This is a genomic window from Clostridium sp. YIM B02569 (assembly GCF_022320765.1).
Classification (GTDB): domain Bacteria; phylum Bacillota; class Clostridia; order Clostridiales; family Clostridiaceae; genus Clostridium; species Clostridium beijerinckii.
Genome location: NZ_JAKJJX010000014.1, coordinates 42,091 through 68,960 on the forward strand (window position 1 = coordinate 42,091; position 26,870 = coordinate 68,960).

Annotated in this window: 20 protein-coding genes and 1 riboswitch; of the genes, 15 read left to right on the plus strand and 5 right to left on the minus strand. The window is 28.9% G+C overall.

The window, feature by feature from the left end; genetic code table 11:
- The first annotated feature begins 324 nt into the window (after positions 1–324).
- The 8 genes from L3B96_RS13855 (at position 325) to pepT (ending at position 12,835) form a co-directional block, all read left to right on the plus strand.
- Entirely contained in the window at positions 325–1,488 is a 1,164-nt protein-coding gene (locus L3B96_RS13855; RefSeq protein ID WP_017213095.1) for an iron-containing alcohol dehydrogenase, read from the plus strand.
- Between the two features lie 148 nt (positions 1,489–1,636).
- Positions 1,637–2,494, plus strand: coding sequence for a S66 peptidase family protein (locus L3B96_RS13860; protein ID WP_238861457.1), 858 nt, complete (start codon positions 1,637–1,639; stop codon positions 2,492–2,494).
- A gap of 135 nt (positions 2,495–2,629) precedes the next feature.
- Positions 2,630–4,099 (plus strand): extracellular solute-binding protein, encoded by a 1,470-nt coding sequence (locus tag L3B96_RS13865; RefSeq protein WP_236898200.1) that lies wholly within the window; start codon positions 2,630–2,632, stop codon positions 4,097–4,099.
- Between the two features lie 59 nt (positions 4,100–4,158).
- Positions 4,159–7,128 (plus strand): EAL domain-containing protein, encoded by a 2,970-nt coding sequence (locus tag L3B96_RS13870; RefSeq protein WP_238861458.1) that lies wholly within the window; start codon positions 4,159–4,161, stop codon positions 7,126–7,128.
- A gap of 31 nt (positions 7,129–7,159) precedes the next feature.
- Positions 7,160–8,893: a FapA family protein gene (locus tag L3B96_RS13875; RefSeq protein WP_012058639.1), complete on the plus strand. Its 1,734-nt coding sequence runs from the start codon at positions 7,160–7,162 to the stop codon at positions 8,891–8,893.
- A 148-nt stretch (positions 8,894–9,041) separates the two neighbouring features.
- Positions 9,042–9,143: riboswitch (purine riboswitch) on the plus strand.
- A gap of 144 nt (positions 9,144–9,287) precedes the next feature.
- A complete protein-coding gene (locus L3B96_RS13880; protein ID WP_023976519.1) occupies positions 9,288–10,640 on the plus strand; it encodes a nucleobase:cation symporter-2 family protein in 1,353 nt (450 codons plus the stop codon).
- Between the two features lies 1 nt (position 10,641).
- Positions 10,642–11,214: a xanthine phosphoribosyltransferase gene (locus L3B96_RS13885; RefSeq protein WP_012058641.1), complete on the plus strand. Its 573-nt coding sequence runs from the start codon at positions 10,642–10,644 to the stop codon at positions 11,212–11,214.
- A 400-nt stretch (positions 11,215–11,614) separates the two neighbouring features.
- On the plus strand, positions 11,615–12,835 hold the full coding sequence (pepT, locus tag L3B96_RS13890) for a peptidase T (RefSeq protein WP_238861459.1): 1,221 nt from the start codon (positions 11,615–11,617) through the stop codon (positions 12,833–12,835).
- A 410-nt stretch (positions 12,836–13,245) separates the two neighbouring features.
- Here the strand turns inward: pepT and L3B96_RS13895 are convergent, their stop codons facing one another.
- Complete coding sequence (locus L3B96_RS13895; protein ID WP_012058643.1) at positions 13,246–13,503, minus strand: hypothetical protein; 258 nt, start codon at positions 13,501–13,503, stop codon at positions 13,246–13,248.
- A 246-nt stretch (positions 13,504–13,749) separates the two neighbouring features.
- Here L3B96_RS13895 and L3B96_RS13900 point away from each other — a divergent pair, with 246 nt between their 5' ends.
- From L3B96_RS13900 to L3B96_RS13910, 3 genes are all read left to right on the plus strand, one after another.
- A complete protein-coding gene (locus tag L3B96_RS13900) occupies positions 13,750–15,507 on the plus strand; it encodes a helicase-related protein (RefSeq protein ID WP_012058644.1) in 1,758 nt (585 codons plus the stop codon).
- A gap of 253 nt (positions 15,508–15,760) precedes the next feature.
- Positions 15,761–16,456 carry an ABC transporter ATP-binding protein gene (locus L3B96_RS13905; RefSeq protein ID WP_023974604.1) on the plus strand — a complete coding sequence of 232 codons (696 nt, stop codon included), beginning with the start codon at positions 15,761–15,763 and terminating at the stop codon, positions 16,454–16,456.
- Positions 16,457–16,782: 326 nt separating this feature from the next.
- Positions 16,783–17,874 carry a ribose-phosphate pyrophosphokinase gene (locus L3B96_RS13910; RefSeq protein WP_012058646.1) on the plus strand — a complete coding sequence of 364 codons (1,092 nt, stop codon included), beginning with the start codon at positions 16,783–16,785 and terminating at the stop codon, positions 17,872–17,874.
- Positions 17,875–18,027: 153 nt separating this feature from the next.
- Here the strand turns inward: L3B96_RS13910 and L3B96_RS13915 are convergent, their stop codons facing one another.
- A complete protein-coding gene (locus L3B96_RS13915; RefSeq protein ID WP_012058647.1) occupies positions 18,028–18,297 on the minus strand; it encodes a hypothetical protein in 270 nt (89 codons plus the stop codon).
- A gap of 577 nt (positions 18,298–18,874) precedes the next feature.
- On the opposite strand from L3B96_RS13915, the gene L3B96_RS13920 reads away from it, so the two are divergent.
- Positions 18,875–19,870 (plus strand): C40 family peptidase, encoded by a 996-nt coding sequence (locus L3B96_RS13920; protein ID WP_012058648.1) that lies wholly within the window; start codon positions 18,875–18,877, stop codon positions 19,868–19,870.
- Positions 19,871–19,945: 75 nt separating this feature from the next.
- Here the strand turns inward: L3B96_RS13920 and L3B96_RS13925 are convergent, their stop codons facing one another.
- Complete coding sequence (locus L3B96_RS13925) at positions 19,946–21,823, minus strand: PAS domain-containing sensor histidine kinase (protein ID WP_238861460.1); 1,878 nt, start codon at positions 21,821–21,823, stop codon at positions 19,946–19,948.
- 452 nt (positions 21,824–22,275) lie between these two features.
- On the opposite strand from L3B96_RS13925, the gene L3B96_RS13930 reads away from it, so the two are divergent.
- Positions 22,276–23,178: a 3'-5' exoribonuclease YhaM family protein gene (locus L3B96_RS13930; protein WP_012058650.1), complete on the plus strand. Its 903-nt coding sequence runs from the start codon at positions 22,276–22,278 to the stop codon at positions 23,176–23,178.
- A gap of 26 nt (positions 23,179–23,204) precedes the next feature.
- Positions 23,205–23,492 (plus strand): DUF503 domain-containing protein, encoded by a 288-nt coding sequence (locus L3B96_RS13935; protein ID WP_012058651.1) that lies wholly within the window; start codon positions 23,205–23,207, stop codon positions 23,490–23,492.
- A gap of 186 nt (positions 23,493–23,678) precedes the next feature.
- On the opposite strand, the gene L3B96_RS13940 is transcribed toward L3B96_RS13935, so the two are convergent.
- Positions 23,679–24,707 carry a 3-deoxy-7-phosphoheptulonate synthase gene (locus L3B96_RS13940; protein ID WP_238861461.1) on the minus strand — a complete coding sequence of 343 codons (1,029 nt, stop codon included), beginning with the start codon at positions 24,705–24,707 and terminating at the stop codon, positions 23,679–23,681.
- A 387-nt stretch (positions 24,708–25,094) separates the two neighbouring features.
- Between L3B96_RS13940 and L3B96_RS13945 the strand changes: the two genes are divergently transcribed.
- Positions 25,095–25,946: a cytochrome b5 domain-containing protein gene (locus L3B96_RS13945; protein ID WP_238861462.1), complete on the plus strand. Its 852-nt coding sequence runs from the start codon at positions 25,095–25,097 to the stop codon at positions 25,944–25,946.
- 300 nt (positions 25,947–26,246) lie between these two features.
- Here the strand turns inward: L3B96_RS13945 and L3B96_RS13950 are convergent, their stop codons facing one another.
- Positions 26,247–26,792: a hypothetical protein gene (locus L3B96_RS13950; RefSeq protein WP_238861463.1), complete on the minus strand. Its 546-nt coding sequence runs from the start codon at positions 26,790–26,792 to the stop codon at positions 26,247–26,249.
- Positions 26,793–26,870 lie beyond the last annotated feature (78 nt).

Consider the following 26,870-nt stretch of genomic DNA (forward strand, 5'->3'; position numbering starts at 1 on the left):
ATGATAAAAGATAATGACATTTAAAATTTTAAACATAATAAATATAGTTAAGTGCAAGAGTAAAGTCGTTAATAACGAATTTACTCTTGCAATCAAGAAGTTAGTTTTTCATTTTACCAAAATAATAAATATATATACTTGACATAAAGTTAACTCTAAGGTGTAAAATTTATAGGAAAGGTTCATATTCATGGATTTATTACCTGATATTCTTATATTATGATATGAAAAAATAATATAGATTGAGGTATGAGAAACAAAATTCATGGATTATTATTTTTAATAATTATAACTTAAATTATATATTATAAGGAGAGAGCGTTTATGGAAAATTTTAATTATTCAATACCTACTAAAGTTTATTTTGGAAAAGGGCAAATCAAAAATCTTGCTGCCATAATTAAAGAATATGGTAATAAAATACTTATAGCATATGGCGGAGGAAGTATTAAGAAAATTGGGTTATACGATGAAATGATTAAAATATTAAATGATAATTCAATATCATATGTTGAATTGTCAGGAATAGAGCCAAATCCAAGAATTGAAACAGTAAGAAAAGGAATTAAAATTTGTAAGGAAAATAATGTTGAAGTAGTTCTTGCTGTAGGAGGCGGAAGTACAATAGATTGTGCGAAAGTTATTGCGGCAGGAGTAAAATACGAAGGAGATCCATGGGATTTAGTAACTAGTCCACAAAAAATTAATGAAGTATTGCCTATAGTAACAATATTAACACTATCAGCGACTGGTTCTGAGATGGATCCACATGCTGTGATTTCTGATATGACAACTAATCAAAAATTGGGTACAGGTCATGAAAATATGAAACCAAAAGCTTCAATTTTAGATCCTGAGTATACTTATTCAGTTCCTAAAAATCAAACTGCAGCTGGAACTGCTGATATTATGAGTCATATATTTGAAACTTATTTTAATCATACAAAGGGTGTGGATATCCAAGATAGTACAGCCGAAGGATTACTTAGAGCTTGCATAAAATATGGTAAGATTGCAATAGAGAATCCAAAGGATTACGATGCAAGAGCAAATTTAATGTGGGCTTCAAGCTGGGCTATTAATGGCTTGATTTCATATGGAACAAATTCACCTTGGGTGGTACATCCAATGGAGCATGAATTGAGTGCTTTTTATGATATAACACATGGGGTTGGATTGGCTATATTAACACCTCATTGGATGAAATATTCTTTAGACGATACTACTGTTTTTAAGTTTGCTCAATATGGAATAAATGTTTGGGGAATAGATAAAAACTTAGATAAGTTTGAAATAGCAAATAAAGCAATAGAAAAGACATCTGAATTCTTTAAGGAATTGGGTATACCAAGTACTTTAAGGGAAGTTGGCATTGAAGAAGATAAGTTAGAATTAATGGCAAAAAAGGCTATGAATCCATATTTTAAGTATGCTTTTAAGCCATTAGATGAAAATGATATATTAAAGATTTTTAAAGCAGCACTTTAGCAAATACCACAGTGTACGCTTGTGTAAGAAAAGTCTAAATATATTAGATTAATAGCGTACAAATTTTATGAAAATTATATACTAAAATATTAACGGCAGTATACTTACTGCCGTTAATACTATATAAATTTAGAGGGAGATAATGTTTATGAAATTATTTAGTAAAGGTGATAAAGTAGGAATTGTTGCTTGTTCAAATGGCTTAGATAAAAGTAATATATTAAAGATGAACGAGCTAGGAGAAGCATTGAAAGAATTAGGACTTATACCTGTATTTAGTGATAATTTATATAAAAATTATTCTGTATTTAATGGGAGTAATAAAGAAAAAGCTGAAATATTAATGAATTTTTTTATAGATAATGATATTAAGGGGATTTTTGATGTATCCGGTGGAGACTTAGCTAATGGCATATTGGATCATTTGAATTTTGAAACGATAAGAAATAATATGAAACCATTTTTGGGGTATAGTGATTTGTCTGTAGTTATTAATGCTATATATTCTCAAACAAATATGAAGACTTATTTATATCAAATAAGGAATTTAATTGGTGATAGAAGAGAAGTTCAAGTGGAAGAATTTAAAAATACATTTATGGATAATGGAAGTAAACTTTTAACATTTAATTATGAATGGGTGCAAGGATGTGCTATGGAAGGAATTGTGGTAGGAGGAAATCTTCGATGTTTATTAAAACTGGCAGGTACAAAATATATGCCGGATTTTAAAGATAAAATTATTTTCTTAGAAAGTTTAGGTGGTGACGTTCCAAAGATGTTCACGTATTTGACACAATATAAACAACTGGGAGTATTTGAACAAGTTAAAGGAATAATTCTTGGTGAATTCAGTGAAATGGAAAGAGAAAAACACGTTCCAAACATTTCGGAAATTACTAAAGAGATAGTAGAAAATTCTAATATTCCAATTATAAAAACTAGTGAAATTGGTCATAGCAAAAGTTCAAAATGCATAATAATTGGAGGGAAAATAAAACTATAGTTTATATGAAAAACCATGTGCGAGTAGAAGTGATTCTTTTATATACATGGTTTTTACATTATTTTATGGAATTTATATGAATTTTAACCTATAATTATATAGTACATAATGAAAATATTATAATGGGAGGGGAAAATGTTAAAAAACTTTAGGACATTATCTATAACAATAGTTATGTTATTAATAAATTCTATTGCTTTTACAGGATGTAAAATTGATACAAGAGATAATTATGGTCTGGATAAGGACAATCCTGTTGCAGTGGAAGTATGGCATTATTATAATGGAATACAAAAAATACAGTTTGATAAAATGGTAGAGGAATTTAATAAAAGCGTAGGTAAAGACAAAGGAATAATTGTTGAGGCATTTAATCAAGGAAGCGTAAGTGAAATTACGGATAAGGTTATTGATATCACAAAGAAAAAAGTTGGAGCAGAAAAAATGCCAGATGCTTTTATGGCATATCCAGATACAGCTTATGAGATAGAGAAGTTAGGACTTTTATCAGACTTTGGCAAATATATGTCAGAGAATGAAATAAATAAATATATAGACAGTTACATAAATGAAGGAAAATTGGATACTGAAGATAAGCTAACTATATTTCCATTAGCTAAATCTACAGAAATTTTAATAGTAAACAAAACAGATTGGGAAACGTTTTCCAAAGAAACAAATGCAGATATAAGTGAGTTTAATACTTGGGAAGGGATCGCAAATTTAGCTAAAAAATACTATGATTGGACTGATAGAAAAACAGAAGCTAAAGATGACGGGAAAACTTTTTTCGGAAGAGATGCTATGGCAAATTACATGATAATTGGAAGTCAAGAATTGGGTGAGGAGATATTCAAGGTTACTAATGGCAAGCTAGAGGTTAATATTAATGAAAAGGTTATGAGGAAGCTATGGGATAATTTTTATGTGCCATATATAAATGGATATTACGGAGCATATGGCAGATTTCGTTCTGATGATGCAAAGGTAGGAAATATAATCGCATTAGTAGGATCTACGTCTGGAGCAGGGTATTTTCCAGATTCAGTTATAACAAATGATGATCAAAACTATAAAATTGAATCGATGATTTTACCGCTTCCTAAGTTTAAAGATTCAAAAGTTGCGTATATGCCACAGCAAGGTGCAGGTATGGTCATGATTAAATCTGACTCTAGACATGAATATGCAGTTACAGAATTTTTGAAGTGGTTTACAGATTCTGATAGAAATGCTAAGTTTTCAATAGCAGCTGGATATTTACCTGTTAAGAAAGAAGCAAATCATAGTGAATTTATTGAGGGGAAAATTAATAATAACGATGTTTTGGATGTCCCCAAAAAGTCACAAGAAGCTGTTTTAGAAGCTATAGATCAGGAAAGAACATACAAGTTTTATGCAAGTAAAGCTTTTAATGGCGCAGATGAAGCAAGAGATATTTTAGAAAAATCTATGCTGGAAAAAGCAAAAATAGATAGAGAAAAAGTTAAATCTTTGTTGAAAAAAGGAATTTCTAGAGAAGAAGCTATAAAGAGTTTTAACACAGATGATAATTTTAATAATTGGCTTGAAGATTTAAGAAAAAGCATTAATGCAGTTACTTAATTTGATTTGTAATTCATAAAATTACAAAGGTTCAAAGTCACTGCGAGCGGGGTGAAATAATGTTCTTAATAAAAAATAAGAACTCTATAATTAGAAAGTTACTTATTCCAATGGTAATTGTTGTATTAGCACAAGTAGTGCTTTTTGTAAGTGTGGTTCTATTGAGTGGAATTGTTGGGATTCTTAAAAATAATTCATTTAATTTGTTAAACCAGAAAATTCAATCAAGAGGTAGTTACATTCAAAATGAGATGATTCAACATTGGAGTAATGTTAGTGAATCTGAAAGCTTGATTAATGCTAATATTTTGCACAAGCTTCATAGTAAGGGGATTACGGTAAAGGATTTGGACAGCAACACACAATTCACTAAAGAGTTATTGGAAGATGTTTCGAGTAATTTGATATTTATGCTCAGAAAGAATTATGTAACTGGAGCATTTTTAATACTTGATAATAATTCTGAAGAAAAAGTAGGATTATATTTTAGAGATTTAGATCCTAATTCAAATCCAAGTGATAAATCAGATTTATTGATGGAAAGAGGTCCTGCTTCCATTGCACAAAATTTGGGGATTCCTTTAGATACATGGTGGAATAACAGGTTTATATTTAATCAGAATAAGAATTCATCTCCAGAAGAATTTTTTTCAAAGCCTATCAACGCAGCTGTAGATAATAAAGGATTATCTTATAAGGATTTAGGATATTGGAGTAAACCATTTTCATTAAGTGATAAAGATATACAAATTGTTACTTATTCAGTTCCGTTGTTAGATGAAAATGGCAAACCATACGGAGTTCTTGGAATTGCTATTTCATTAAATTATTTAAATTCATTACTTTCATATGATGAAATAGACTCTAATGGGAGAGGTGTTTATCTAGTAGGCGTTGACGATAACAAGAATATGAACTTTGAAAAGATTACAACAACAGGACCATTAGCAGGAAAAATACTTGGAGAAGAAAAAAATATTCAGTTTAATAAAAAAGAAATATATGATTCAATATATGAGATAAAAGAACCAGATTCAAAAAATATAGCTTATGCATCAACAAAATATATTAATTTATATAATACAAATACACCATTTGAAAAAGATACTTGGGCAATTATTGGAATAATAGAAAAGGATAATCTTCTATATTATTCAGAGAGATTTGAAAGGCTTCTATCGGTATCATTAATTATTTCGACTCTGGGGGGAATAATAGTAATTGTTATTGTAGGTGAAAGGGTTACGAAGCCAATAAGAAATTTAGCTCAGGATGTTAGAGAAAGTAATCCTAGTAAACCAATAGAACTTGGGAAAATAAGTATCTCAGAAATCGATGAGTTGTCATCAGCAATAATGACGTTAAGTTCTAACGTGGCAGACTCTGCTTCGAAAATGTCTCAAATTATAAAATTATTCAATATGCCCATAGGCGCTTTTGAATATAAAATAGGACATGAAGTAGTGCTATGTACAGACACATTTTTTGATGTAATAGGAATTGAAAAATCAAAGCGATTTGATTCATACGTAGATAAAAGATATTTTAGTAAAATTATAAAGAAGATAACAGAGGAGAAAGAAAGTTTTCAAGAAGAAACTTATAGGATTAAAGGAGCGAATAAAGAAACTAAGTGGATTAAGTTAAAAATTTTAGAGGAAGAGTCTAGAACTCTAGGAGTAGTAAGTGATATTACACAAGAAATTTTAGAAAAGCAAAAAATAGAGTATGAAAGAGATTATGATATACTTACTAATATGTTAAATAGAAGAGCATTTCATAATACAGTAAAAGAAATATTAGAAAGCGAGGATCTTAAAGTAGGAGCATTTATAATGTGGGATTTAGATAACTTGAAATATGTAAATGATACTTATGGACATGATTATGGAGATGAATACATAAGAAAAGCATCCGAAATATTAAAGGAATTTGAGAAATATGGAGGAGTTGTTGGAAGAAGATCAGGGGATGAATTCTATACATTTTTATACGGATATGAAGATAAGTACGAAATTAGAAAAATTGTAAAAAGTATTCATTCTGGTATCGAGAATTCAGTACTTAAGTTACCTAATAATAGAGAATTGAAAGTTAGAATATCAACAGGGATAGCATGGTATCCACATGATGCTATAACTTTTAAGGATTTAGCTAAATATTCAGATTTCGCAATGTATAAAATTAAGAAAACAGTAAAAGGAAATATAAGTGAGTTTAACAAAGAAGAATATACTGAGGATTCTTTCTTGTTCAGCAGTCAAGAAGATTTAAATAAATTACTTGATGAAAAACTTATTAAGTATGCATTTCAGCCAATAATAGATGCAAGAACAGGAAAAATATTTGCGTATGAAGCTCTTATGCGTTCACAGTTAGAGTCCCTTAAAAATCCGCTTCATATAATAAAGCTTGCAACTGCTGATTCACGATTATATGAAATAGAGAAAATTACATTTTTTAAAGCTCTTGAGAGCTTTGTAAGGAATAAAGAGGAATTCAAGGATGCTAAACTTTTTATAAATTCTTTGCCAAACTATGTCTTATCATATGAGGATAGGAAGAGGTTTGAAGAATTGTATGGAGAACATCTTGAAAGATTAGTAATAGAACTACTTGAAAATGAACGCTCTAATGGAGATAACATTTCTATAAAAAGAAAAGTAATTGAAAAGTGGAATGCCAAACTTGCTATTGATGATTTTGGCTCAGGATATAATAATGAAGCAGTATTGTTAGCAATTACAACAGATTATGTTAAAATAGATATGGAAATTGTAAGAGGAATTGATAAAGATTTAAATAGGCAGCAGATTTCAAAAAACCTCATATCTTATGCTAAACAAAGAAAAATTAAAGTTGTAGCTGAAGGGGTTGAAACAAGAGAAGAATTAACGAAACTTATAGAATTTGGAGTTGACTATCTCCAAGGATATTATTTTAGCAAACCAGAATTTACTCCACCTGAGATAAGTAAAGACTCAGTTATGGATATTCTGGAAATCAATAAAGAATTTAACACAAAATAAAACCAAGTCATATTTTGGGGGATAGATACTAATGGAAAAAGAAGTAGGCGCTAAAGTTGTTAATGGGAAAATAATAATAGCTGATGGGATAAATGGGGAAATTATAACTATAAAAGCTAAAGAAAATGTAAATCTATTTATTAATGATGTAGAATGTGAAAAGTTTAAACCATATGAAGTAAGTTCAAAAGATAAGATTACTTATAATTGCGAGACAACTCCTGCAAAGAGAGAAGTAAATATAACTATATCTGAAGATAAAATGAAAGCTTATATGACAGTGGAGTATATACCTAAGACTGAATACAAAATAAAGGACAGGGAATTTTACATAAATTTAGCTGTATCTACTGAAGTTCTGTTGAAAGAAGAACCTGAATACTTTACTGTTCAAGAGTTATATAAAAAACTAAAAGAAAAAGGAATAGTTTTTGGAATAAAGGAAGAATCTTTAGAATTGATCTTAAAAGGGTGCTCGAGTGAAGTTTTGGTCGCAGAAGGATTGGAGCCAGTTAAGGATACACCGAGTGAGGTAAAGTTGTTTTTTACACCAACTCAAATGGTTTTTCCAGAACCAGATTCTAATGAGAAAGTAGACTTTAAAAATTTATTTAGAATTTCCAATGTTAATGCTGGAGATAAAATCGCAGAAATAATCCCTGAGATTCCAGGAAAGAATGGAATGAATATTTTTGGTAAAGTTATAGAGCGCGAATATATTAGAAGCTTACCAATTGATGCATCAAAAGGATGTAAGATTGAAAATAATCATATTATATCTCTTATTGATGGAAAAGCACATATTGCTAATAGAAGTGTAAGCGTAAATCCTATTTACACCGTGGAATCAGTAAATATGGAAACTTGCAACATTAAATTTTATGGAGATGTAGAAGTTTATGATAGCGTACAGGATAATATGTTTGTTAGCGCTGGAGGTTCATTAGATGTAAGTCAAAATGTTAATATGGCTAATGTTGTTACAGGTGGAGAAATAACAATCTTAGGAAACACAATTAATTCAAAGATATTATCAGGACAAGTAGATATAAGAAAAAAAGAATATTCAGATGTACTTACTGAATTTAAAAATATTTTAGTTAGTATGATAGAGTATATTAACGGATTGAATCTACAAAATTTTGAAAGAAAAGATTTTGTAAAGACACTGACTGAGAAGAATTTTGGGAATTTTCAAAAAGTAGCATTAAATATAATTTCTTTAAATATAAAAAATAAAACAAAACGCAGCAAACTTGTAGATTTTATAAAAGGAAAGATATTAGGACTTAATATCTTGGAAATAAAGTCAATTTATGATCTAAAAACTTTACTTAACATATTGGATAATGAAATAGATTATTATGATAAGAATATAATAGTCCCCCTAGATATTCGGATTGGTTATTGTCAAGAATGCGAGATAAAATCTACAGGAAATATTATCATAGGTGGTAAAGGTGAATATACTTCAAAGTTAACTGCAATGAAGGATATAATTTTTACAAGATCTGATTCGGTGGCTAGAGGAGGAGTTTTATCTGCCGGTCAAAATATAAGTTTAGGAGTAGTAGGGAGCAGAGCATATATACCTACAACGTTAATGGTACCACAGTATGGGAGAATAACTGCTGCTAAAGCATATGCAAACACAGTATTTTGTTTTGGTAGGACAAAGGTTACATTGGATGAAGATCTGAAAAATATTAATGTGTATTTTAATAGTGAGAAAAGGGCAATTGAATTTGGTAAAACGGCACTGTAAAACTATCTACTCTAAAAATATAAAAAATATAGGGTATGATGGTTCGAGAAAATATGTTTGTTTTAAAAGAATTTTTGGAGAAAATTAAAGAATTATAAAAATAATAAGTAAGTATTTGTCTAAAAAATATATATGTGATATAATAAGTCAACAGTTCATACAAAAGACTCGTATATTTCCGATATTATGGTTGGAAAGTCTCTACCTGCTATCCGTAAATTAGCAGACTACGAGGTAGTGTTTTAGTGCTAAGTATTATTATATTCGCATATAAATACAACACCTCAGCTTTAAGATGGGGTGTTGTATTTTTTTGAAAACTTTTCTGAATATATGTATAAAGAATTTGCGTGTCTATGTATGATTAAATTTTACATAGGGAGATTGAAAGAAAATGGAATTAAGTAACAAAGAGATTTTAATCGAAGATTTGGACTGTAAAAATGAAGAAATTAGCGAGCTTCTTTATGGAGTTGAAGACAAGCCTAATTTATCTACACAAATTTTGCTAGGATTTCAGCACATATTTGCTGCGTTTGGAGGAATTATAGTAGTTCCATTAGTTATTTCTAGTGCATTAGGTTTTGATATAGTTACATCAACAGCACTTATGAGTGCAACTATATTGTCAGCTGGGATAGCAACTTTTATTCAATCGAAAGGTATTGGTCCTGTTGGTGCAAGAGTTGCATGTATAATGGGAACAGATTTTACATTTGTAGCACCATCAATTGCAATTGGGAGTATTTACGGACTTCCAGGAATATTAGGTGGGACAATACTTGGGTCATTAGTCGGAATAGGTTTAAGCTTTGTAATACGACCTATGATGAAATTATTTCCACCACTTGTTACAGGAACAGTGATAACATTGATAGGACTAACTCTATTACCTGTATCGATGGATTGGGCTGCTGGTGGTAGTGGTTCGCCTAATTATGGAAACTTAACTAATATTTCAATTGCTATGATTGTAATGATTATAACTTTATTGTTAAACAGATATGGAAAGGGATTAGTAAGCAGTGCCTCAATATTAATTGGAATGGCAATTGGATACATTGTTTGTATTCCTCTTGGAATGGTTGATTTTTCATCAGTAAGTTCAGCAAGTTTTATATCATTTCCAAAGATATTTGAGCATGGAGTTAACTTTGATCCTAAATTAGTACTTCCATTTATTCCTGCTTATTTTGTTACAACAATTGGAACAGTAGGATGTTTAAAAGCTATCGGAGAAGTTTCGAAGGTTGAAATGGACGATAAGAGAATTGGAGCAGGAGTATTATCTGATGGACTTGGAAGCATGCTTGCAGGTATTCTTGGAACTTTCCCTAATACATGTTTCAGTCAAAATGTAGGTTTAATTCCGTTAACAAAAGTAGCAAGTAAATATGTGGCTATGATGGCTGGGATAATACTCGTAATACTAGGGTTTTTACCAAAATTTGCAGCACTAATAAATATAATGCCTCAACCAGTTTTGGGTGGAGTAGGTATTGTAATGTTTGGTACAGTTGCGGCATCGGGTATTAAGACTTTAAGCAGAGTAGAATTAAATAACCGTAATTTATTAATAATAGCAACAGCAATTGGACTTGGTGTTGGAATTACATTCCGTCCTGATTTTATAAGTCAATTACCAGAAGGTCTTAAAATGATTTTCTCATCAGGTATTTCGACTGGAACTATTGCAGCGCTAATATTAAATTTATTATTAAAACAAGAAAAGAGTGGAGTAGAATAGAATGGAAAGCTTACATAAAAGAATTTTAGAAGAAGGACAAGCATTGTCAGAAAATGTACTGAAAGTTGATTCATTTTTAAATCATCAAGTGGATCCGGAATTAATGTACGAAATGGGTACATACTTTAAAAATTACTTTGAGAATCATAAAATAACAAAGGTGTTTACAATTGAAAGTTCTGGTATAGCACCTGCTGTGATGACTGCAATGCAAATGAATTTGCCTATGGTTACTCTAAAAAAGCAAAACTCAAAAATACTGAATGGTGATGTTTATCAAACAACTGTACATTCATTTACTAAAAGTTTAGATTATGAGTTGACATTATCTAAAAAATATATAAATGATGAAGATAATATATTAGTTATAGATGATTTTTTAGCAAATGGCGAAGCGGCACTTGGGGCTGCACGTTTGATAGAAGAAGCTGGAGCAAAAGTTGCAGGAATAGGAATAGTAATAGAAAAGTCATTCCAAAAAGGAGCTCAAATGCTTAAGGACAAAGGATATGATGTATACTCTTTGGCAAGAATAGCGAAACTATCAAAAGGTATAATAGAATTTGTTAAATAAAGTATTTTTATTACAAAGTAAAAATTAAATTATATTTATTAGCATTTTAACGAGTGTCTAATAAAGATCTTATAAATTAGAGTTGTTCAATTTTGCATAATACAAGCAAAGTTGAACAACTTTTAATATTTTACAGAACATTTAAATTATCTAATAGTTATTAAAAAGTTATATAAAAATTATTTTTTATATAACTTTTTTTCAATGGAATTCATTTTTTTGTGTTTAATATACACAAGATATAAAATAAAATACTTTATCAGGATAAAGGGAGTATAATACTTTCTTAAATCAATTATTGATTTATGTCATTCTAAAAAGTAAAATAGATATATAATTAATTTCCAATATATGAAATTCTTTATTGGAAAGCTATATAAAATAAAAAGGAGACAAAGATATGAAAGCTTATGAACGTTTATTAAAATACGTTAAGGTATATACTACCTCAGATGAATCTTCAGAAACACATCCAACAACTAAAAGACAATTTGATTTAGCTAATATATTAGTTGAAGAAATGAAGGAAATTGGACTTCAAGATTGTAAAGTTGATGAACATTGTTATGTATATGGAGTTATTCCTGCAACAAAAGGATATGAAGATAAGGCAAGTATGGGGCTTATAGCTCATATGGATACAGCACCAGCGGCTAATGGAAAAAATGTAAAACCACAAATCATAGAAAATTATGATGGCGGCGATATTATTTTAAAAGGAAATAATAGCATTTTGTCACCTAAAAAGTTTCCACATTTAAAAAACTTAAGAGGTAAGACTATAATTACTACAGATGGAACATCATTGCTTGGAGCTGATGATAAAGCAGGTATTGCAGAAATACTTACTGCATGTGAAACTATAATAAATGAAAATATTCCTCATGGGAAAATATGTGTCGGATTTACTCCAGATGAAGAAGTTGGACTTGGAGCGCATTTATTTGATGTAAAAAATTTCGGGGCAGATTTTGCATACACAATTGATGGAGGCGAGGAAGGTGAAATTTCATATGAGAATTTCAATGCTGCAGCAGCAGAAGTGAATATTCATGGGGTATCAGTTCATCCAGGGTCTGCAAAGAATACAATGATTAATGCAACAAATGTAGCTATTGAATTTAATTCTATGCTGCCATCATGTGAAAGACCTGAGCATACAGAAGGATATGAAGGTTTTTATTATTTAGATAGTTTTAATGGAAATACTGAACATGCATCACTAAAGTATATTTTGAGAGATCATAATAAGGAAAAGTTTGAAAATAGAAAATCAACAATGCAATTAATAGAAAAATTATTGAATGAAAAATATGGTGAAGGAACAGTTAGGGTTACATTAAAAGATCAATATAAAAATATGGTTGAACTTATAAAACCTTGTATGCATTTAATAGATAACGCTACAGATGCTATGAAAGATTTAGGTGTTGCTCCAATAATAGAACCTATTAGAGGAGGTACTGATGGTGCTACTTTAAGTTATATGGGACTTCCATGTCCTAACCTTGGAACAGGAGGCCATGCTTTCCACGGTGAATTTGAACATATTGCAGTTGAGAGTATGGACATTTGCACTGAAATTATAATAGAAATTCTAAAGAGATATGCAAATCAATAAATGAGAATATTTAATTTGAAATAATTCTTTTGGATTAAATTACAAGTGAAAATATGAGATTATAAAAAATGAATTATTAAATTAAATATTATACCTCAGGTTTTTAATTACATTAAGAGCCTGAGGTATTATTATATTATTTTATAAAATGCAGAAAATATATAAGTTCTTACTAATGAATACTTTTTTAATGGAAGATGTATTTAAATGAAACTTTTTAAAAAGTCGAGAATTTAAGAATAAAGGAATATAAGAATTTAAATTTTTAACAATAAAAAAACTTAGAAAGTTAATAATTTATAGGGAACATAAGGGTTTGTAGAGTATATAGAAATCACCATAAATAATAGATTTAAGTTATTATGCTTAGAATAGTATAAAAATTACTAATATAGCTTGTTCGAGCTATTCTATTTATTTCTATTAGATAGGTAGTTCTTGTGAATAGCATTAAAGAAAAAGTCGGTAATTTCTTCATTAATTTTATCATTAGAATTATTATGGACTTGATTATTTTTCTTTTTTAAACAAGGAGTATGTTCATTAGATTTTTGCTTTTTAGCTGAATCGAATTTTATTATTTTTGAATTGCTCATTATAATATCATCTCCGTTCTTTATTATAGAATGTCTTTCGCCATTTATATATTTTACATACATTAATTCCATGAACGCACCGCCTTATACTTATTAATTAAAATAAAAGTATTAAATAAATTTACTGATAACTAAATATATGAGTCTAGCTTATGAAATATTACATAATAATATTAAAGTAATTTTTATCACCGATATGAGTTATGGTATAATTTTCATGTAATCTTATAAAGGAATAAATATATTTAATCATAGTTATATTATTAATAGGAAATATTTTTGCAGTTAAATATTATATTAGTATATGGAGTGGGATAAATGAAAAATAATGCAGCACAAAGAGAATTTAAAAAGTATAAGGGTCAGATAAATCAAATAGAAGAAATAGTTGAGCATTCAAAGCCAGGAGCATTATTAGAGCATGAGAGTTCAATAAGAAAGAAACTTAGACATCTTAAGGAATTAGAAAATCAGAGTTTAAGAGATTTTAATGAGGTTTATGAGAGATATGAAGAGCTATTAGAAACTGTTTCAAAGAAAATGCTTGATTACTATAATAAAAATAATAATACAAGTTTTGATTTTTATGAAGTAGTGCGTGGAAATTATAATAGTTTTTTAAATCAAGGACTAATGACAATATTAACAAAACAACATATTCCCAAATTAGTTGCAAAAGAATTTGAAGAAAATTTCCCAAGTAATCCTAAAGATGAGTATCGTCAAGCAAGAAGCATGAAAAGAAAGTTCTACATACATTTAGGCGATACAAATACAGGTAAAACTTATAATGCTTTAGAACGTCTTAAAAGTGCAAAAAAAGGTGTTTATTTATCACCACTTAGAATTCTAGCTTTAGAAAATTTTGAAAAGTTAAATAGAGAAGGAGTAATTTGTGATCTTTTAACTGGTGAAGAGGAAATAATAAATGTAGGATCTACTCACACATCATGTACAATAGAGAAAGTTAATTTAAAAGAACATTATGATATAGCTGTAATTGATGAGATTCAGATGATAAGTGATCCTTTTCGTGGAATGGCATGGAGTAAAGCTCTACTAGGGCTTCAATGTGATGAAATACATATATGTGGAGCTGCTAATGCTAAATATATATTAGAAACAATTATAAGTGATTGTAAAGATGAATATGAAATAAGAGAATATACAAGAGCTATACCATTAGAAGTTGAATATAAGAATTTTAGTTATAATGATGTTCAGGAAGGTGATGCTGTTGTAGTCTTTTCTAAAAAAAGAGTATTAGAAATAGCAGAGGAATATTCAAGTAGAAACATCAAGGCAAGTATAATTTATGGTGATTTACCACCTGAAGTTAGGAAAATGCAATACGAACAGTTCATTAATAAAGAAACAAAGATTCTTGTGACTACTGACGCAATAGGAATGGGAGTCAATCTTCCTATTCGAAGAATTATATTTATGAGTATAAGGAAATTTGACGGAGAAGAAGTAAGAGAGTTAACTTCGCAGGAAATAAAGCAAGTAGGAGGGCGTGCTGGTAGGCTTGGTATTTATGACGTTGGGTATATTGCCAGTGTTGGCGGCAATGCAGATATAATTAAATCTAAATTAGAAACAGAAGACGAGGTTATAAAACAAGCTGTTATAGGACCATCAGAAGCAATACTTAAGATTAGAAGTCTGCCTTTAAATGAAAAATTAGCCCTTTGGAGTACAAGAACAGAAAAATTAGATTATTATACTAAGATGGATGTAAGTGAATATATTTTGATCTTGGATAGGCTAAGGAAATACAAGCTTAATGAAGAAATTCAATGGGATTTACTGAAAGTTCCATTTGATGTGTCTAGAGATGAACTTATGAATGCATTTTTAAATTATGTAGATGAACTATTTGTGAATAAACAGAAAGAATTATTTAAACCCCAAAACTTTAATGGTGGTTTGGATGATTTAGAAATTTATTATCAGAAGATAAACATGTATTACTCATTTTCTAAAATATTTAATTTAAAACTAGACGTTCAATGGGTTTATGATGAGAGATTAAAAGTAAGTGAAGAAATAAATGATATATTATTAAGACTTTAATAATATCAATAATTAATGATGTAATAGGTAATAATAAATTGAGTATTAAGCTTACTTAAATTTGTTATTACCTATTATTTCGTAAAAACACATTTCAAAATAAACATTATAAAATTAGCAACCTAAGAAAGATTTAAAATTAGTAACAAAATATGATAAGGGACAATAATATGAGATTGAAAACATAGAGTAATAATGTTAATAGATAAATTTGTCCTATTTCAATTTTTCATGAAATATTGGAGGTAGCTGATTGAGTAATAATATTATCGAAATGAATAAAATTACTAAAAGTTTTTTTATAGGGAAAGAAAATCAATTAGATATACTTAAGGATATTGATATTAATGTACAAAAAGGTGAATTTATAGCCATTGTTGGCTCATCTGGATCTGGAAAGAGTACATTAATGAATATTATAGGAGTACTTGATAGACAAACATCAGGTCAGTATGTTCTTGATGAAATAGATGTTAGTAAAGTAAGCGATAATAAATTAGCAGAGATTAGGAATAAGAAAATTGGATTTGTATTTCAGACTTCTAATTTAATAGCTAGAACAAATTCTATCCAAAATGTAGAGCTGCCAATGCTATACTATGGAATGGATAGAAGAACAAGAATTAATAGAGCAAAAGAACTATTGGAGTTAGTTGGAATGGGAGATAGGTTAACTCACCTGCCTAGTGAGCTGTCAGGAGGGCAGAAGCAAAGAGTTGCTATTGCTCGTGCATTAGCAAATGATCCAGATATTATACTTGCTGATGAACCAACAGGAGCGCTTGATTCAGAAACAGGAAGAATAGTCATGAATTTATTTCATAAAATACATGAAAAGCAAGGAAAGACTATAGTGCTAATTACGCATGATAATAATTTAGCAAGTGAAACCCAAAGGATATTAACTATAAAAGATGGAAAAATTATTGGGGAAAAGCATCTTTGTTAAAAAATATAAACTCAAATTATTTATTGATATTCCATATTAAATAATTCCGTATTATTGTAATAGTATAGCACATTTATGAAATGTTGTTCACAAATACCAATAACATCGCTAAAGTAATATACGAATTTGAAAATTTATCTCAATGATTATATTAAAATGGAATTTTATAAGGAATTGAAAAGGTTAACTTTAAAATTATCATAAAATTTTCTTGAAAATTGTAATAATATATTTATATATATCCAATTTTGAGGTATACTTTAATTGTTTGAGTTTTTTTATAATAATAAGCCGATTTACAAAATAATTTAAAAAGGGGAACGCAAATGAGTGAATTAAATCATGAACTTGGAATTATAGCATTAGAAAGTTGTTCAGAATTAGGAAATGCTATAGACAAGTATATCCAAAAAAACAGAAATTGTACTGAGTCATTCTTAGTGCCACTTGATGAAATACGATTTTCTAATGGAGAAGGAAAAGTAAAAATTTCTGAATCTATCAGAGGAAAGGATATTTATATTTTATGTGATGTTGGAAACTATAGCTGTACATATAAGATGTTTGGGATTGAAAATCACAAGGGTCCTGATGAACATTTTCAAGATATAAAGAGAACTGTTGCAGCAATTAGAGGTAAGGCAGCAAGAATAACTGTAATTATGCCTCTTTTATACGAATCAAGACAACATAGACGTAAAGGTAGAGAATCTTTGGATTGTGCTTTAGCACTTCAAGAACTTGAAAGATTAGGTGTTGATGAAATTATCACTTTTGATGTACATGACCCTAATATTCAAAATGCTATTCCTTTACTATCTTTTGAAAATGTATATCCAACATATGATATTGTAAAGGGAATCTTATCAAATGAGAAATCATTAGAATTAGATAAAGAAAAGCTACTTGTAATAAGTCCTGATACCGGAGCGATGGATAGGGCTATATATTACTCAAGTGCTTTAGGAGTAGATGTTGGCTTATTCTACAAGAGAAGAGATCATTCTACAATTGTTAATGGAAAAAATCCTATTGTTCAACATGAATATATGGGAAGAGCTGTTGAAGACAAAGATGTATTAATAGTTGATGATATGATAGCATCAGGAGAGTCTGTTCTTGATATAGCTAAGGAATTAAAGAAAAGAAATGTTAAGAATATATATGTTGCAGCAACTTTTGCTTTCTTTACAGAAGGCGTTGAAAAGTTTAATAAGGCTCATGAGGAAGGTTTATTAGCAAGAATATATTCTACTAATTTAACATATATACCAGAAGAGTTAAAAGACTCAGCTTGGTTTAAGAGCGTTGATATGTCAGAGCTTTGTGCTAGAATTATCAATAGATTAAATTATGGAAGATCAATTGCTAAATACATGGATGCGACAAGAATAATACATAGCTTATTAAATAAGTAATTACTTTATATCTATATTTATAAGAAAAGAGCTACTTAGGTTTTTAAATGAAATAACAATTTCATTTAAGTAATTAAGTAGCTCTTTTTAATAGTTATAGTAGTGAAAGTAAATTTATATAATAAAGCAGTGTACATACTACAATAATGTTAATTATAAAAATGTTCTTCTTGATGCTATTAATCTAAGCTCAGTAGCATCTGTTATATCATAATTATATTCACTACCTTTAGAATGTGCTGAATTTTTATTGTAAATATATTCTGAATTACTGAAAAGTGAATTTAAAACAGACTTACATAGTTTAAATGCATAATTTAGAATTTTAGATATACCTTTTGAAACCTTATTAAGGGAAATATTTTTATTAGTTGTATAGGTTACCAATTTAAAATTAGATTTATTAATAGCTTTACCGTTCATAATAATCCCTCCAGTTTAAAAAATAATTTGTACTTTTTAATGATATTTAATTTTTTATTACTTCTATACTAATAATATAAATCATTTATATAAAAACTGCATCCTCATATAAATTCCCATTTGGTAAAATTGTAGGCAATTTTCTGAAGATATTTATGAAAATAAATTTAATATTATCTTTATAGTAATAAAGGTTTGGTAAATGTTAATAATTAATAAATTTAATACAAATTTCTTCTGAAATGGATTAAAAATTTAATATATTTTAGTAACAATACAGTAATAAAAGTTATGATTAGTTAATATATATAATGTGAAAGAGAATTAAGTAAAATAACTTTTTATAAAACTATATAATATCAAGTGAAACTTGATTCAGGTGGGGGAATGCCCGGCTAAATCGTAGTTTAACTTATCTAGGTCTACCCAAAGTTTCCACCTGCTTAAAAAGTGATGACAAATGTGACTAGACATCAGATAAATTATGTTGTTATTGTTAGTTAAGAATATTCATATATTAAGATTTTGTTTTTAGAATGTTGAGATTTATATTTAGTAGATGCCAGGGGAGGATAAGATGAAAATTAGGTGTAAATTTGCGTTAATAGTAGCTTTACTATTTTTTATGACAATGATGAGTAATGAATTGCCAGCTTTTGCAGAACCTGAACTATCACTCGAACAAGCTATACAAAACATTCAAGAATGTGATAGCAAAATTGATAATAATATAGACAAGCTAAATAAGATTAAAGAAGAAGTTTCTCAAAAGGAAAAGCAAATAAAGGATAATGAAGAACAATTAAAGATAGCTAAGGAAGATGTAGAAGAGAAAGATAAGAAATTAGCCGATAGATTAAAAGGTATACAGTTAAATGGAGGTGTTGAATCAACAACGCTTCAATACTTAGATGCTTTAATTTCTTCGGGAAATGTTTTAGAAGCAATGAATAAGGCATCATTAATATATAAAATATGTGAAAATGATAAAAATATGATTTTACAAGCAAAAGAGTCCGAAAAAAGGATAATAGAAGTAAATGAAGAGATAGAAAAAGGAAAAGCTGATTTGCAAAAAAATGAAAACGATATTAGAAATCAAGTTGTAGAATTAGAGGATCAAAAAGATAAACTATTAAAATATATTAAAGATAATAATATATTATTGAGCAGGAATACAGGCATAACTGTTCCGGTTACATTATCATCTGATATTACTGGTCAGAAAAGGTCTCTAATAGAAGAAGCTGAAAAATATTTGAAAGTTCCTTATTTATGGGGAGGAGAGTCACCATCAGGCTTTGATTGCTCGGGTTTGATTCAATATGTATTTAAGTCGCAAGGGATATATATACCTAGAATATCACAGGACCAGCAGCGTTTTGCGAAAACAATTAGCATATCTGAAATTAAACCAGGAGATTTGGTATTTAATAAACCATCAGAATCTACACACGTAGGGATGTATATAGGGGATGATATGTATATTCAAGCGCCTCGAACTGGAGATGTTGTTAAAATAAGCAGATTAAGTAGGTCCAATATGAAATATGTTGGAAGAGTATTAGATTAGAGTCATATTAAAAATTACAGCACATAAGGTACTTAAAATATTAATAGCGGCCTTATGTACTGATGTTAAAAATATTTAATCATATATATCAGAAAACTCTATTTTTATTCTTTGAATATTACTTTCTTTTGCTAAATCCTCATCTGAAGTAACATTTTCGCTTTCTGGCAAAGCTTTAACGGGAAGCTCTATTATAAACTCACTGCCTTTGCCATATTCACTATTGATTTTAATTGTACCATTGTGAAGTTCAACAAGAGATTTTACGAGAGAAAGTCCTATGCCACTTCCTTCTCTTTTTCGCGAAAGTGATTTATCTACTTGAACAAATCTCTTGAAAATGGATAATTGTTTATCTTTAGGGATTCCAACACCAGTATCTCTTACAGAGACTATAATGCTTGAATCTTTATCTAGTATATTTACAAATATGCTTCCTCCAGAAGAAGTAAATTTTATGGCATTTGAAAGAAGATTAAGCATTATTCTTTCGATTTTATCCGCATCGCAAGCCATTAGCTTTTCTTCAACGTTTGTATCAAAAATAATGTCTAAACCTTTGTTTTTAGCATAATCAGTTACAGATAAAGTTATATCTTCTATAGTGGATATGATATTTTCATTTTTTAAGCTGAGTTTAAAGTATTCAGCATCAATTTTAGTAATATCTATTAAATTATTTACTAGCCTTAATAACCTATAGCAGTTTTGTTTCATAATATTATAGTATTTGCTTATTTTGTCTTTACTATCTGTATTAGTTTTGTTTGCTCCAATTAAATTTAGAAGCTGCAGTGTGCTAAGCATTACGTTTAGTGGGGTTCTAAATTCATGAGATAAATTTGCAAAAAATTCTGTTTTAAGTTTATCATATTCTGCAGCTTTATCTAATAACCGACTTTGCTCTTGTATTTTTAATCTAAGATTTTCAGATTTTTTATGTTCCGAAATATCTCGGATAACACTTAATATACATGGGTTGCCTTCATATTCAATAGCTCCGGAGTATATATTTACTGGAATAACATTTCCATCGAATTGAATCATTTTTTCTTCGATTATAGGTACTGATATATTATGCTTAAGCACTTTTTCAAATCTATTAAGTATAATATCGCGATAATCCTTATGAACAATGCCAATTTCAAATAAGTCTCTACCTAGAATGTTTTTAAAATTATCAATGTTTAGTAATTTTTCCACGCCTTTATTTACAAAAAGAATTTTATAATTTGTGTCTAAAATAAAAACTCCCTCATAAATACTGTCTAATATGTATAAGAGTTGCCCCTTTTTCTTTTCAATTAACTTATAAGTGTCTTTTAGTTTTTTATATTTCTCTTCTCTGAGAATTTTTATATTACTAATTTTTTTCTTATTTTTTAATTCAAGTTTCCAATCAAGCATAATCTTTTCAATAAACATATGAAAAAAATCTAAACCGACAAAAAAAGAATCGTAAGGTAAATTTAAGTTGTTAGCTAGTATTTGAATTTCTTTTGTGCTGTCCTCATAAATTCCTGTATCTAATAGGAGAAGCTTATTGGGTTTTTTATCTAAAATAAATGAGGTATTATCTTTATCCATGTTTTTAAGCCAGCCTGATGTTATAACATATGAATTTGTATCTAAAAGATTATTAACTACATCTTTATTAATAAATAAGTTAAGACAGTGTTCCATTTTATATAGTGTGCATTTTTCTTTGTTATTAATAAAATCTTCTAAGTTAGAGCTGCAACAATTATTTTCAATAATAACAAAAATTTTATTACACATTTTTTCACATAAATTAATAGCCTCTATTAAACAGTGATTTTTTGTGTTTGTTGCTTTTGAACATGTGGATGTAAATGGTATAATCATAACATTTTTTATATTATAAGTCTTTACTGCAAATTCAATCTCTTCAATAAAATTTTCACAAATTACTATACCCAAATTAGTTTTCATGTTATCCTCCCATTTTAGCTAAGAGATTAATTTACCTCATAGCTGATTTTTACTAATAGATCATATATTATTCAATAGCGATTTTGTAAGTAAAAGTGACTATTCCATATGTTTAAATAATTAGCTATGTATATAGGCTTGGCTAAGTATATATAAATTTATAATTTATCAGAAATTTGTTTTAACATAAAAAGTTGATTAAACAAATGCATTAATATTATACCCCTTTTTTTTCTAAAATTCTATAAAATTACCCATTTTTACAGTTTATTTGATATTATAAAATGTAGATAGTATCTTGTATTAAGAGCAAGGTAAATTTAAAATGAAGAGATAAAACAATGAAAGATGATACAAATATAATTTTTAATATTATAAAGTTACTGTTTTGCATATACTATGTTTAACTTAGAAGCAATATATAAAATAAGCTGATAAAATTGGAGGAAACAATGAATACAAAAGAGAATTTTTTAAGCAATGTGAAAAGCGGTGAAAGCGTAAAAATATCACTAATGGTCATGAAAATATTATTTAGAGATCCTGCAAAAATAGTTTGCATATTGGCTGATAAAAGTGGAGAAACGAAGGCAAATTTACCCAACAAGAAAGATGATATTACAGATGGAATAGTTTTAGAAGTTGAGGGAATTAAAGATGGAATTCTAGATGTGAAAAAATATGAAATTATTACAAGCTATAGCATTTCAGATTATCTTCCGACAGTAAATAGGCCTATTGATGATATTATGCAGGAAATAGAGCTTTATACAAGTAAGTATATTGTTTCAAAAGAGGCTAAAGCCTTGAACGATTATTTCTTTAAAGACGAAGAGTTTCTAGACAAATTTAAAAGAGGTATAGGCGGAGTATCGATGCATCATAATTACATAGGAGGACTTGCGGAACATACATTAAATGTTATGCATTTAACTTTAATGCTTTGCGAAAGATATGGTTGCAGAAGAACAGAAATTGCCATACTTGCTGCAAAACTGCATGACATAGGGAAGATTTATGAGTTGTCTTATGATGGACCGTTTAAATATACTCTTAGAGGTGAAATGGAAGGGCATATAGTTATTGGTGTTGAAATGATAGATAAGGCAATCATGAAAAATCCTTCATATTATAGTGAAGATTTTATCATGAGAATAAAAGGCTGTGTAGTTCAACATCATGGAAAACTTGAATATGGTTCACCTAGAGAAATGAGAATGGAAGAATCTTTTATAATAAATTATGCAGATTCAATAGATGCAACAATGAATAAAATTTCTCAAATAAAAGATAGAACAGAGCCAGGAAACTGGTCAGAATATGACAGAAGAATTGAAACTAAATTATATTTATAGTTTAAGAAAAGGGACGCGATTATTATATGAATATTTTATTTATGAAAGTCACATTAAGAGCATCGTGGGTTCACTCATTAAAAGAGAAAAGAATGATTGTAAAAAGCGTAACACAAAAATTAAAAAATAAGTTTAACATATCTGTATCTGAGGCTTATGAACAAGATGTTCATAAAACAATAGTTATAGGTATTGCAGGAATATGTTCGAATTCAGCTCAATCCGATTCTACTATGGAGAACATTATAACCTTTATAGAAAATAATACAGATGCAGAAATAATAGATATACAAAGAGAAGATATTAGAGTGTAAAGATAGAGACACATAAATATAAGTGTTTGAGGGATGTGTCATAGAGCAATAATTTTAGATTCTATATATAAAATTACGAATTTAAATCCGATACTTTTTAATAAATTGTGTAATTAGTTCTAAAGAATACCAAGTCAGTATGATAAAATTTTCATACTGACTTGATTATTTAATTAATATATTTTATTAAACTTGTTCTGCAATATAGTAAAGCAATTGCTCAGTAGCAGCCCAACCTAAGCAAGGATCAGTAATTGATTTGCCATAAATGTGTTCATCAATTTTTTGACATCCTTCTTCTATGTAACTTTCGATCATAACACCTTTAACTAATTTTTTTAAATCATTGTTATATCCTCTGCTGTAGAGTATTTCTTTAACTATGCGGGGTTGTTCAGCAAATTTCTTCATAGAGTTAGCATGATTTGCATCGACAATTACTGCTGGATATGGAAAGTTGCATTCTCCATATAATTCAGAAACTCTCATCAAATCTTCGTAGTGATAATTAGGAATATTATTACCATGCTTATTAACTGAACCACGCATAATTGCATGCGCATAAGGATTACCAGTAGTATTTACTTCATTGTGCCTATATAAAAAATTATGTTTTGCATGAGCCGCTTGGATTGAGTTAAACATTACTGATAAGTCTCCGCTTGTTGGATTTTTCATACCAACAGGGACATCAATCCCACTGGCTGTAAGTCTATGCTGTTGATTTTCAACACTTCTTGCTCCAATAGCCACGTAAGTAAGTAAATCATCGCAGTACATATAATTCGAAGGATAAAGCATTTCATCTGCTGGAGTTAACCCAGATTCTTCTATAGCACGAATAAACATCTTTCTGATTGAAATCAATCCTTCAAGAATATTAGGTGATTTTTCAGGATCTGGTTGATGAAACATTCCTTTATATCCTTCACCCGTAGTTCTAGGCTTATTTGTATAAATTCTAGGAACAATAAAAAGCTTATCTTTAACTTTTTCATTTACTTTTGCAAGTCTGTTAACATAATCGCAAACAGAATTTTCATCATCTGCCGAGCAAGGTCCTATTATAACTACAAACTTATCACTATTGCCTGAAAATATTTTCTTGATTTCTTCATCTCTTTCTGCTTTAATCCTTTTTAGATTGTCAGCTAGAGGAGTAATTTCTTTTATTTCCTCTGGAGATGGTATTTTTCTTACATTTACAAAACTCATTGTAAAGCCCCCTTGTATAAAATTATATATCTAAAAATGAATGAAAGAAATATGTTGTATACTATAAATGATATAATGTTATATTATTTTAAAAGAAGTATATATCATTTGAAAAAAAATCAAATTTAGTATATCTATATTACTATATAATTGCTGAAAAATCTAGTAACGTTTAGAATTTATCAAAAATATTTTGAATTTTTTATAAATATGTTAAGAAAATTTACGAAATAGTAATCAAAGTAGATTTTGTCTTTGTTCGATTTACGAACAGAGACAGAAAAGATAAATGGAACATTTTTATTATTTACAATTTAAGTGCTTTTTAGGAATTTATTTCAAGGAAACTGCATATATTTTATAGGTAAAAATATTTGAGAGGTATTTATGTCTATTTATTTTGATTTAAAAACTATTAATGAACTTACAGGAAGCAATTCTTTTAGGCAACCTAAAGAACTTACATTAGATGATTTATCACAATATGATGGAAGAGGAGGAAAACCTGCGTATGTAGCTATAGAAGGTGTCGTTTATGATGTAAGCAATGAATCAAATTGGAGCGGAGGGACACACCATGGTCTTAATGCAGGTCAGGATTTAACAGACCAATTTAATTCTTGTCATGGAATGATGCAAATTCTTAATAATGCACCTAAAGTTGGTATATTAGTAGATGATAATAACATGCGTGACATGAATTTTGATATCAATGAAAATATGAAGAGGCAAGTTAAGCAAAATACATCGAATTTTAGACCAGATGATTGGATTAGATATATTGAGCCAATAGTGAGTTATTCTTTGAATGATACTAGTCAGGGAGCTGGATTACAAGGTGTTGGCGCACGACGCGCATATCAAAAAGCTATTTTACTAGGAGTGCTTGTTGGCTTAGGTAAAACTCCTCAGGAAGCAATTACACAAGTTCAACAGTGGCAGAATACAGGAGCAACCACTTTATTAGGAGGACCAAGTACCGGAGGAACAACAAGCGGTGGCATGGGAACCGGAGGAACAACAAGCGGTGGCATGGGAACTGGAGGAACAACAGGCGGCATGGGAACTGGAGGAACAACAGGTGGCATGGGAACCGGAGGAACAACAAGCGGTGGTATAGGAACTGGAGGAACAACAGGCAGTGGCACAGGAACTGGAGGTACAACAAGCGGTGGTATAGGAACCGGAGGCACCACTAGAGGCGAATCAATAGTAAGAAATAGACTTTTTTTTGATTAGATTAGATATTAAAAGCATAAAGGATGTGATATTATTCATATCCTTTTTGAGCAGAAAGATAAGTTTGCCTAATATATTAATTTACAATATAGATTTTATTTATCAATAAGATTATTTATTAAATACAAAATAAAAAGAAGCATTGATTAAATATTAATAGTTTGGGATTAAATTACATTACATTAAGATATAAAATAGGAATATGTTTAACTTATGATAATGTTCCAAGTTATAGAAAATTAGAAATGAAAGTTATCATAAAGTTTATCATACACGGAATATCAAAATTAGAGGTCTGAATCATACTAACATTCTTTCGATTTTGTTTATTAATTCTAAAGGTAAATCACCTCTTAAAGATCTTTCTAGTAAATTGGGATTTTTTATGTCATTTGTTAATAGAAATTTTTCTATTAGCGCTGCTTTTTCTTTTGTGTTAGGATTTAATTGATAAAGTACATACAAATCTTCTAAGGACATTAAGGGGATATCAATCTTATTAATTTCCGTTAATTCTGAGATTGAATCAGAATGAAAAATATATTTGAATGTACCATTGCTGTGATTAATCTTTAATCCGGCTATAATATTAACCTCAGAGCCTTCTATAATAGATTTATGAAAATATTTTGGTGAATATAATTTACTTTCATTGTTTGCTATTTCATTACTCATATCTTTAAACATTTCATCAATTTTTAAAATATCGTTTACATCAACAAAAATAGATATATCATTTAGGTTATTTAAAAGACCAAAGTGACTTAGTAAGACTGATCCCCCAGCACCCCAAACGATATTTAAATCATTAAACTTATTTCCTATATAACTCAAAGCTTTAAGCATTTTTTTCACCTCTTGAATTTATATTAATATAGATTATTGATGTTAATAATATTATTAATATTTAAAAAAATTTTATTC